The sequence below is a fragment of the Bacillus sp. Pc3 genome (genome assembly GCF_000815145.1).
Lineage (GTDB): Bacteria > Bacillota > Bacilli > Bacillales > Bacillaceae > Bacillus > Bacillus velezensis.
Window position 1 is genome coordinate 3662387 of sequence record NZ_CP010406.1, and the last position, 12079, is coordinate 3674465.

Consider the following 12079-nt stretch of genomic DNA (forward strand, 5'->3'; position numbering starts at 1 on the left):
TATGAAAGAGTTTCTGCACCGGGTTTTTTCTGACGTCAAAAATAAAAAAATGACAAAACAGGATGCGATCGGCATTTTGCGCGATTATGATATGCGGATGGGACTTCGCCAAGCGGCTTCCCTTCATCCGCTTGCTCAGCAGCATATTTCCGATGAAACGGGACAGGGATTCTCGGCAGCTTTCAGCGGCCGGGAATTTTTTCTCGCTGATGTTTCTTTACAGCGTAAAAAGCTTATGCCCGGAGAACTTCTTTTGGAAATGGCGAGAGCTGCGGCTGTTTTGACAGTAAAGGAGACTGAGGCTGTCCGGCTGACACATATCGTGTGGTCAAAGCCCATTCTGACTGAGGCTGAACCGTTCCATATCGAAATCAGGCTGATACCCGCAGAGGGTGAAGCCAAAAGGTTTGAGATTTACAATCCATTTTCTGCCGATTTCAGTCATCATGATGTGTACAGCCAAGGGACGATTCAGCCAGTTGATGCTGCGCCTGGCATGCTGGATATCAGCCGCTTGAAGGAAAACAGCGGCTTCCTGATGGATCAGCAGCAAATTGAAGCCATCACTCAGAACGATACCGTTCAATACAGTGAGCACATGAAAGGAATTGAGCGTATTTACGCCTCAGCAGGACGGATGCTGGCAGACATATCAATTCCATTGACAAACCAAAAAGAATGCGCCCGATTCGGCCTCCCTCCCTGTGTGATGCAAAGTGTGACAGAGGCATGCGCGCTGCTTGGCGGCAAAGAATATAAAACGCTCGCCCCGGTTTCATTGGACGAGCTTTTGTTTTATGAATCTTGTCCTGACAAGGTATGGGCCGAGATACAAGAGAAGGCGGGGAGCTTTTATATTGATTTATGTGACGAAGAAGGGAAAATATGGGCTTCCCTGTCGGGGTTGAAGCTGCAGCCTGTCATCAAGACGGGCGCTCCCGGAAAAACCAATGCCGAACACCGCAGTGAACGTTTGTATGAACAAACGCTTCTTCAGCTCAAAACGCTTTTTGCCCTGACTGCAAAAATTGCTGTTTCCAACATAGATACTGAAGAGCCGCTGGAAACCTACGGAATCGACTCAGTCACTGTGACGAAATTGAACCGCGAATTGTCTCTGCTTTTCGGTGACCTTTCCAAAACGGTTTTTTACGAATATAAGACACTGGGCTCCCTGGCAGCTCACTTTGTCACGGATTATCCGAATGAATGCCGAAAATGGACAAATGATGATGAGCACCGTTCAGGCATATCAGAACAGGTTTTGGCAAATGAAGATTTTCCGGTGCTTCCGTCGTTTATCAAGCGAAAGAAACGACCTGCTTTTTCCAATGAGAAACAGACAAAAGAAGGGATTGCGATTATCGGAGTCAGCGGACGTTATCCGCAAGCTGAAACACTTGAAGAGTACTGGGATAACTTAGCGGCCGGAAAAGACTGTGTGACGGAAATTCCCGAAGAGCGCTGGGAAAAGGACAAGTACTACAACCCTGATCCCGAAGCGGCCGTGAAAGAAGGGAAAAGTTACAGTAAGCGGGGCGGGTTTCTGAAAGATGCCGCTTTCTTTGATCCGCTGTTTTTTCAAATTTCACCCCGTGATGCTTTGAATATGGACCCGCAGGAGCGTCTCTTTATTGAAATGTGCTGGCAGGTGCTGGAGGATGCCGGTTATACGAAGGAACAGCTTGAGAATTTGTATAACGGCCGGGTCGGCGTTTTTGCGGGCATTACGAAAAACGGGTACGGAATGTACTGGAAAAACGGCGGCGCCCTGCAGCCGAAAACGTCGTTCAGTTCAGCGGCCAACAGAGTTTCCTATTTTCTTAATCTGAAAGGGCCGAGCATGCCGGTCGACACGATGTGCTCGTCTTCGCTGACTGCAATCCATGAAGCGTGTGAAAACATCCTTCGCGGCGAATGCGACATGGCGATTGCCGGCGGTGTGAATGTGTATACGCATCCTTCGGCTTATGCGGAGCTCAGCGCCTATCGAATGCTTTCAAAAGACGGAACGTGCAAAAGTTTCGGTGAAGGCGGGGACGGATTTGTTCCCGGGGAAGGCGTCGGGGCCGTGCTGTTAAAGCCGCTGTCAAAAGCGATGGCTGATAAGGACCATATTTACGGGGTGATTCGCGGCACTCATATCAATCACGGCGGCAGAACAAACGGGTATACAGTGCCGAGTCCGAGCGCCCAGGCTGACGTGATTTCCGGCGCGCTTGAAAAATCAGGAATACATCCGCGGATGATCAGCTGTATCGAAGCCCACGGCACGGGCACTGAACTCGGAGATCCGATCGAAATAGACGGTTTGACCCGCGCATTTCAAACGAAAACGTCAGATAAAGGCTTTTGCGCCATCAGCTCAGTTAAATCCAATATCGGGCATTTGGAAGCCGCGGCAGGCATTGCCGGTGTAACGAAACTGCTGCTTCAGTTTCAAAAACGACAGCTGGCTCCCTCTTTACATTGCCGAAAATTGAATCCGAATATTGCATTCGACCGGACGCCGTTTGTGGTGCAGCGTGAATTGGCAGACTGGAAACGGCCGGTCATTGAGGAAAACGGAGCGCAAAAAGAGATTCCGAGAATCGCGGGAATCTCTTCTTTTGGCGCGGGCGGGGCAAATGCCCACATATTGATAGAAGAATATATTGAACCTGATAGGGAGATTTATGAGCCATTCACAGATGAAGATCCCGCAGTCATTTTATTATCCGCCAAACAGGAGGCCAGCCTGAAGCAGCGGGCGCAGCAGCTTCTTCAAGCGATCAGAAAAAATGACGTCACAGACCGCAGCCTCCGGGATGCGGCTTACACCCTTCAAACCGGAAGAGAAGCGATGGAAGAACGTGCTGCGTTTATCGTGACGTCGACAGAGCAGTTAGCGGAAAAACTGCAGCGTTTTATTGACGGCGGGACAGACGGCTGCTTCAGGGGAAAAAGCAAACAGTATAAAGACATTCTAGCCGTTTTTAAGGATGAAGATATGCAGGAAGCCGTCCGTAAATGGATGAAAAGAAAAAAATTCGCGAAGCTTCTGGAACTTTGGGTAAAAGGGCTGAAGATTGAATGGTCAGAGCTTTATAACGGCAGCCTGCCGCATCGCATCAGCCTTCCCGGTTATCCATTTATAAAGGATCGGTATTGGCCGGACGATGCAGCGCCGGACAATGTTCGTGATGCTGAATCACATTCTGAAACATTTCGTGAAATCCGCTTTTTACAGAAAAGCTGGGCAGAAAGCAGCCGTGTTCCGGCTAAGGAAGTGCGGGGCGTCATCGGAATAGCTGCTGATCACCAGACAGGAAATTTAGCCGTTGAGCTGTCCCGTTATTTCCCCGAGTCTGAAATCATTGACGCTGCATCACCGGAAATATCCGGGGACGCGGCCCGATTCGGCGGTTTGATTGATGTGACCGGATGCGGGACGGAAATCAATCATGATGACGGCTGGATTCATCGTCTGCAGTCTCTCATTGACAACAGAAACCGCGGCCGAAAGCTTCAGCTGCTTTGTGTGACAAAGGGGCTTGAACCCTTTGCAAATGAAACGATAAATCTCTCAGGTGCAAAAAAGGCCGGATTGTACCGGATGCTCCAAAGTGAGTATAAGGATATCCGCTCACGGCATATGGATGCAGAACGGACTGCCGAAGATCCTGAGCTGGCAAACCAGATCGCAGAGGAGTTTTTTCGCGATTCTGAAGACATCGAAGTGTGTTACCGAAACGGTGTGCGCTATCACGCGCGGTTAAAGGAAACAAACAGCTTAGCTGAAAAAGAATTTTCATTTCCGAAAGACCATGTGCTCTGGATCACCGGAGGAACCCGGGGACTCGGATATTTATTCGCCCGGCATTTTGCCGAACGATACGGAGTCACGAAACTCGTGCTTACCGGAAAAGAAACAATGCCGCCGAAAGCGGAATGGGATGATCATATCAAACGGAATTCCCCTTTTTCCGATAAGGTGAGAAGAATCAGAGAGCTCGAACAAAAAGGTGTCCGAACGGAAGTGCTGTCTGTATCTTCCGGCCCTGAATATGAGCAGGCCGTCAGCCGTGTGAAAGATCAAATGGGGCCGATAGGAGGCGTGTTACACGCAGCGGGAGCCGTAGATCTCGATCATCCGGCCTTTATCCGCAAAACAAGCGAACAGATGATGCCCGTGCTTGAGCCTAAAACAGACGGACTGGACCTTTTGTATCAAGCGCTGCACAAGGAGCCTCTCCGGTTTTTTGCGCTGTTTTCTTCAGTGTCCGGCGTGATGCCGGAATTAGGAGCGGGACAAAGCGATTATGCCATGGCTAACGCCTATATGGATTATTTTGCGGCCGCAAAAGGTTTTCCGGTGCTGAGCATCCAGTGGCCGAGCTGGAAAGAAACGGGTATGGGCGAATCAAAAAGCCGGGCTTATCTGAAAAGCGGTTTAAAGAGCATCACTGACAGAGAAGGGCTGAGCCTGTTTGATGCCATCATGGCAGGAGATTGCGGGTCTGTTATTATGCCGGCCGTCATTCACCCGGAAAAATGGGAGCCTGACCGTCTGCTGCTTTCATCCGGCCTTACTGAAACAAAGCAGCAGGAACAGGCCGATACAGAAAGCGTTGAGGAGTGGCTGACGGGCATTTGCTGCCGGGAATTAAGACTGGAGCCGTCAAGATTTGAATCTGATACACCGTTTCAAGATTACGGAGCCGATTCCATTATGCTTGCTCAAGTGTCCAGAGCGATCGGAAAGAGGATCAAAGCTGACCTTGATCCGGCGGTGCTGTATGAATACCCTACGGTTGCTGCGCTGGCGGGATGGCTTGAAACAGCATATCCGGAAATCAAAGCTGCCGTTTCAAAACCGGTTCAGCCTGAAATTCCGGACGTTCCCAAACAAACGGCAGCCGCTGTTATTCAGCCTTCTGGTGCTAGAGCGGCGCAGGACATTGCTGTGATCGGAATGTCCTGCCGTTTTCCGGGAGCTGAATCAATCGAAGCTTATTGGAAGCTGCTGTCTGAAGGAACGTCAGCCATTCAAAGGGTGCCGAAAGAGCGCTGGAAAACGGAGAAGGCGGATTATGCGGGCCTTTTACAAAATGTAACGCATTTTGACCCGGAGTTTTTCCTTATTCCGGAAGAAGACATCAAGGCAATGGATATCCAGTCCTTTCTTATATTAGAAGAAGCGCTTCATCTGTTCAGAGACAGCGGGTACTCTTTACAAGAAATGAAAGGCAGGTCAGCCGGTGTCTATTTAGGAGGACGCGGCGGCAGTATGCCTGACGAAAACCATCTGAAGCATGCAAAAAATCCGATAGTCGCCGCCGGCCCGAATTACTTGGCGGCCAATCTTTCTCAGTTCTTTGATTTGAAGGGGCCGAGTCTCGTTTTGGATACGGCCTGTTCTTCAGCGCTTGTCGGTATGAATATGGCGATACAGGCGCTTTCTTGCGGTGAAATCGACTCAGCGGTGGTCGGGGGAGTCAGTCTGCTGGAATCCGGTCAAACCCACCGGATGTTCGAACTTCGCAATCTGTTAAGCGAAGAGGCTGCGTTTCATATTTTTGACCGCCGCACCGGCGGCATTGTATTGGGAGAAGGCGTCGGAATGGTGTATTTAAAAACAGCGGCCCAGGCTGTAAAAGACGGGGACCGGATTCATGCGGTCATTAAAGGCATTTCCGTAAACAATGACGGCAGAACCGCGGGGCCTGCCACACCGAATATACAGGCGCAGAAAGAAGTGATGGCCAATGCGCTTGCCAAAAGCGGCAGAAAAGCGGAGGATATCAGCTACATTGAAGCAAACGGTTCAGGCTCTGAAGTAACGGATCTTTTGGAACTGAGGGCGATTGAAGCGGTCTACCGTATGCAAAACAGCGCGCCTTGTGAATTGGGATCGATGAAGCCGAATATCGGACACCCGTTATGCGCTGAAGGGATTGCCGGATTCATTAAAACAGTGCTTATGCTCTCGCGCCGAATGCGTGTGCCTTTCCTTTCGGGCAAAGAGCCGATGACGCATTACGATCTGTCCGCCTCGCCGTTTTATTTTTCGCACGTTCTGCGTGAATGGACGGATTCACCGCGGATTGCCGCTGTCAGCAGTTTCGCTGACGGAGGGACAAATGCCCATGTCATAGTGGAAGCCTGGGAGCAAGAGGCGTATACCCCTGTTAGAAAGCCTTTGCCGAGACAGGAATTAAAACGCCGGCCTATTCGTCCGGACAAAGCCGAAAGCCTGCATGAAAACACACATAAGTCCCGTCCGAATACGTTTTGGAAACAAATGAAGACTTACTGATTGCGCTGAAAATTGAACGTCGATATGGAGGAAGTTCATATGCAAGAGCAGCTTCTTATTAACAATCAGCATCCCGTTCTGAAACATCATAAAGCCTATGGAAAGGAACTGCTGCCGGGTCTGGCTTATATTGACCTGATCTATCAGACTTTCAGAGAAAACGGTTTTTTTCATGCCGGCCTTGAACTCAGGCACTTATCGATTTTTCACCCTTTAGCTCCTGAACAGGGAGAAACAATCCTGCTTTCCGTTGACTGTACAGAGAACGGCGAAGAGCAGTGGAAGGTAGAGGTGAAAGGGCAAAAACAAGGTGACGAAGCAGCAGAGACAAAGGTATATGCCGCGGCGCAAATGCATTCCGTCAATCCCGCCGGCTTCCAAGAGAGCGTCCCGATGGATGCCGTAAAACAAACGGCGGCAGAAATACCGCTTGAGGACATTTACGCGGAATGCAGGGATCAAGAACTGGTTCATTCAGGAATGATGAAAGGCTGCGGAAGCGTCTACCAAACTGAAAAAGAGATTTATATTGATCTGTCGGTGCAAAAGGATCAGCTGGAACATGCAGAAGAGGCGATGTTTCATCCCGCATTGATAGATGCGAGCAGCATCGGCTCCAATGTATATCTCGCTCCTTTGACGAGGGAGGAGGGGCAATTATTTCTGCCGCTGTTTTATGAATCGTTTTATTGCACCGAATTGCTGCAGACAACATGTATCACCAAGATAAAAAAAGAATCCGTCACCCGTAAGAAAGATCTCGTTTACGTGACAATGGAGTTTTTCAATGAGGAAGGCAGAAAAGTCGGCGAACTGAAAAACTTCGCCAATAAACTGGTGAGGGACCCGGAACTGATCAATCAGAAACGGCTAAAGAAAGAACCTGACGGGCGGAATGCCGTCCCGGCTCCGCAAGCGGAACCGGCGCCTTCTGAGCCCCGCCGTGCGGAGGCTTCCGCCGGCCTTACTGAAGAGTGCATCCTTTATTTAAAAGAATTGCTTGCCGCCCGATTGAACAAACCTGTGAAAGAGATTGACCCGGATATCGGCTACTATGAAATGGGGCTGGATTCTCCGGGGCTGTTGGACATGGTAAAGGAAATTGAACGAAAAATCGGAACGCAGCTTCTGCCGACACTGTTATTTGAATACACGACAATCGCGGAATTGGCGGGATATTTGTGCGAACATTACGGAGCCGGTTTCGGCCATGCTCAAAGCGGGCATTCAAGTGCTGAGCCTTTGCACCGGGAAAAAAAGAGGACGACCCAAATCCGCGTGAAAAAATCGGCGTCAGCCGGAACGCAGAATGGAGATATTGCGATCGTCGGGATGGCGGGACGGTACCCCGGCGCCAAAAATCTTCGTGAATTTTGGGCAAATTTAAAAAATGGAGAAAACAGCGTAACGGAAGTGCCCCGTTCCCGCTGGGATACGAGGACATATGAGCATTTGCGATCGCCGTCCGGCAAGCCGATTTCCAAATGGGGCGGTTTTATAGACGATCCGGATTGTTTTGATGCGAAATTTTTTCGGATTTCTCCGCGGGAGGCAGAAGCTAAAGATCCGCAAGAACGATTGTTTTTAGAAACATGCTGGGAAACGATTGAGGATGCGGGCTACACCCCGGAAACAATCGTTCAGCCGAAAGGGCCGAATAAGAGAATGAACGTCGGTGTGTTTGCCGGGGTGATGCATATGGATTATTCTCTCGCCGGCGCTGAAGCTGCGGCTAAAGGGCTGGTCTTTCCTTATCCCTTGAACTATGCGCCGATCGCAAACCGGGTTTCATATTTTTGCAATTTTCACGGGCCGAGCATGGCGGTTGACACGGTGTGTTCGTCATCTTTGACGGCCGTTCATATGGCGGCGGAAAGTCTGAGACGCGGTGAATGTGAAGCAGCTCTTGCCGGCGGCGTCAATTTATCATTGCACCCGACAAAATATATCACATACGGCTTGATGGATATGCATTCGAGTGACGGGCTGTGCCGCACGTTCGGCGAAGGAGGCACAGGCTATGTCTCAGCTGACGGCATCGGAGCCGTGCTGCTGAAGCCGCTCCACAAAGCCGAAGAAGATAAGGATCATATTTATGCGGTGATAAAAGGCAGCGCCGTCAATCACGTGGGGACCGTCAGCGGGATTACCGTGCCGAGCCCCGTGGCGCAGGGGGATATGATAGCTGAATGTCTTGAAAAGACGGGGATCGATCCCCGGACGATTTCTTATGTGGAAGCGCACGGAACCGGAACTTCTTTAGGAGATCCGATTGAAATACAAGGCCTTGTTAAAGCTTACCGCACGTTTACGGAGGATCGGCAATTTTGTGCGATCGGTTCCGTTAAATCGAATATCGGACATGCGGAATCAGCTGCCGGGATCAGCGGGCTTCATAAAACGGTTTTGCAGCTGTTTCACAAAACGCTTGTCCCTTCTTTGCACTCAGAGACGATTAATCCGTATCTCCGTTTAGAGGACTCGCCATTTTACGTGCAGCAAAAAACCGAGTCATGGAAAAAGCCGGCGTATACAGAGAACGGCCGTGAACATGCCTGCCCGAGACGCGCAGGCATCAGTTCATTCGGGGCGACGGGTTCAAACGTTCATCTCATTTTAGAAGAGTACAGGCCTAAAAACCCCGGCATTACGGAGAATCAAGAGAGACCGTATATCGTGCCTCTGTCAGCGAAAAATCTGGAGCGGCTGAAGGAATACGCTGCCCGCCTGCTGATGTTTCTCAAAGATAAAGCGCTTGAAGGAAGCGGTCCGCTTCATGACAAAATAGATACAATGCAAAATCAGCTGGAAAATGCGTTGCGAGGTGTTCTGGCCGAAGTTCTGCATGTTGCGGCCGGCTCGGTAGATGATGAACAGGATTGGAAGGAATTCGGCTTGGATGTCATGCAGCTGACACAGTTTTCTGAGCTGATGACGGATCAATACGGGCTGGCAATAGACATGACTGATCTCATACAGCATACTTCCGTCCGGACTTTAGCAGAATGTCTTACAAACGATGAGAAACATAAGAATATTCTTTCCGGTCTTTTCGGTCAGTCCGGCTTAGATAAGCAGCCTGATGAATCTTTTTCCCTGCTGTCACTGGCGTATACGCTGCAAACGGGACGGCTGGCAATGGAAGAGCGGCTTGTTTTTTTAGTGAACGATCAAGCAGACCTGATCAGGAAATTAACTGAATTTACAGAACAAAAACGGCAGATTGACGGCTGCTTTCAAGGGCGGTCTGACAGCGGAACGGAAATCAGGGGTTTCCTGAATGATGATCAGGATACGGAGGAGCTGATCCGAAAATGGATGGACAGCGGCACTTACAAAAAACTTGCGGAGCTGTGGTCAAAAGGATTTGAGATAGACTGGACGCGGCTGTATCAGGAGGAGAAACCGCGCAGGATGAGTCTGCCGACGTATCCGTTTGCAAAGGAACGATATTGGATACCGGAGCCCGATCATCCCGTCACTTCCGTAAATACAGAAAGCAGGCTTCACCCGCTGCTTCACCGCAATACATCAGATTTGCTAGAACAAAAATTCAGTACGATACTGAACGGAGATGAATTCTTCTTAGCCGATCATATCGTCCGAAACAAGCGTGTTCTCCCCGGGGCGGCTTATCTTGAAATGGCGAGAGCCGCGGCTGAACTGGCTGCCGCGCCGTTAGCCGCTGAATACACGGCTAAAACCGGCATTTCGCTGCGGTATATCAGCTGGATACGCCAGGCCGTTCACAAAAAAGAGACGCTGCGTATGACGACAGGGCTTTCTTTGGAGGATAACGGCAATGTTTCATTTCAAGTGTACAGCAATGAAAATGATTCAGACATTTATTGTGAAGGCAGTGCTGTGATTGAGCCGCTGTCTGAGGCGCCGGTTTTGCATATTGAACAGCTGAAAGCGCGATGCCGCAAAAAAGTGCTGTCAAAAGAAGACTGCTATGCGGCGTTTGCAAAGACGGAAATTGTATACGGACCTTCACATCAAGGAATTGATCACATTTATTGCGGGGAAAAAGAAGCCTTGGCTAAATTGGTGCTCCCTGCTTCCGTTTCTGATGAGGCTGAACAGTTTGTGCTCCATCCTAGTCTGATAGATTCCGCTTTTCAGGCGGCCATCGGCGTTATGAATGAAGATCAAGCGGGTTATCCGGAGCAGCCGTTAATGCCTTTTGAATTGCATGAACTGACCGTTTTTCATCCGTGCAGGCCAAACATGTGGGCTGCCGTGTTTGTGACGCATGAAACACCGGCCGTGCGAAGAATGGACATTGATATATGTGATGAACGCGGCAATGTGTGTGTAAGGATAAAAGGATTTTCTGCCCGGATGGCCGAAAGTGAACCGGCCGTTACCGATAATAAGCAATACGATCTCCCGGGTAACCTTACCGGAGCCGTCAAACTGATGCAGGTATGGGACGCGGAACCGATAGACAACCAAACCGGCTTCCCCATTTCTGAAGCAAAAGCGGTCATCATAGGCGGTACAGACGGGCAGGCGGACGCGGTTTTACGATTGTTTCCTAAAGCTGTGCGATTTGATATCGGCCAAAGTGCTTCCGTTGAAGTGATATCTGATCGGCTCCGCCGTCTCGGTGAAATTCAGCATATGGTCTGGTTTGCCCCTCAGCCGGCTGATTCTGACAGCCATGATCAAAAAAGCGGGGTGCTGCAAATTTTCAGAGCGGCCAAAGCTCTTATCGGTCTCGGGTATGGAAAAGAGCAGCTCGGGATGACGGTGATTACGCACCAAGCACAGCCTATTACCCAATATGATGAGGTGCGTCCCGCTCATTCCAGTGTGCACGGTTTCGTCGGGTCTCTCGCTAAAGAACATCCGAGCTGGCACATCCGTCTCGCCGATCTTGAAGACGGGGGGGATTTCCCCGCAGAAGACATATTCAGCCTGCCCCGCGACCGTACGGGTAAAGCATGGGTGCGCAGACATCAGGAATGGTACCGGCCTCAATTGCTTCCGGTCCAAAGCGGGCCGTCTGAAAGTGTTCCTTACCGCTATGGAGGCGTATATGTCATCATCGGCGGTGCGGGAGGCATCGGCGAGGTTTGGACAGATTATATGGTGACGACGTATAAAGCCCGAGTCGTCTGGATCGGGAGGCGGCCGCTGGACAGCCGGATACGCCAAAAAATAGACCGGTACCGGCCATCAGGCCCGGCTCCCGAATATATAGCCGCAGATGCTTCTGATCTTCCATCGCTTCAGCGCGCCTATGAACAGATTAAAAACACATACGGCACCATCAGCGGCGTCGTTCATTCAGCGATGGTATTTGCGAATGAAAGCGTAAAAGATATGGAAGAATCACAGTTTCACGCCGGCCTTGCGGCGAAAGTGGATATTTCCGTCAACATTGCCGAAGTATTTGCGAAAGAGTCTTTGGACTTTATTCTCTTTTTCTCTTCGGTTATTTCATATATTAAGAATCCGAATCAAAGCCATTATGCGGCGGGATGCGCATTTAAAGACGCATTTGCCCATGAGCTTTCCGGACGGCTGTCATGCCGGGTCAAAGTGATGAACTGGGGTTATTGGGAGCGGGCTGACAATCACATTTCTGAAGAGTTTGACAGACTGAGTGCAATCGGTCTCGGGCTGATCAGCCGGGCGGAAGGGATGCAGGCGCTGGAAACTCTGCTGACGCAGCCGATCTCCCGCATGGGGCTGATGAAGCTGACCAAGCCGATTCCGATCGAGGGAATGAACCCTCATGAATTTGTGACTATCTGATTGCCTGTCAAAATG

The 12079-nt window shown here is 50.3% G+C and carries 2 protein-coding genes; both read left to right on the forward strand.

What is annotated here, in order from left to right; translation table 11 throughout:
- Position 1: 1 nt before the first annotated feature.
- Positions 2–6298: a type I polyketide synthase gene (locus SB24_RS17715; RefSeq protein WP_039254578.1), complete on the forward strand. Its 6297-nt coding sequence runs from the start codon at positions 2–4 to the stop codon at positions 6296–6298.
- A gap of 39 nt (positions 6299–6337) precedes the next feature.
- Positions 6338–12064: a type I polyketide synthase gene (locus SB24_RS17720; RefSeq protein ID WP_039254580.1), complete on the forward strand. Its 5727-nt coding sequence runs from the start codon at positions 6338–6340 to the stop codon at positions 12062–12064.
- Positions 12065–12079 lie beyond the last annotated feature (15 nt).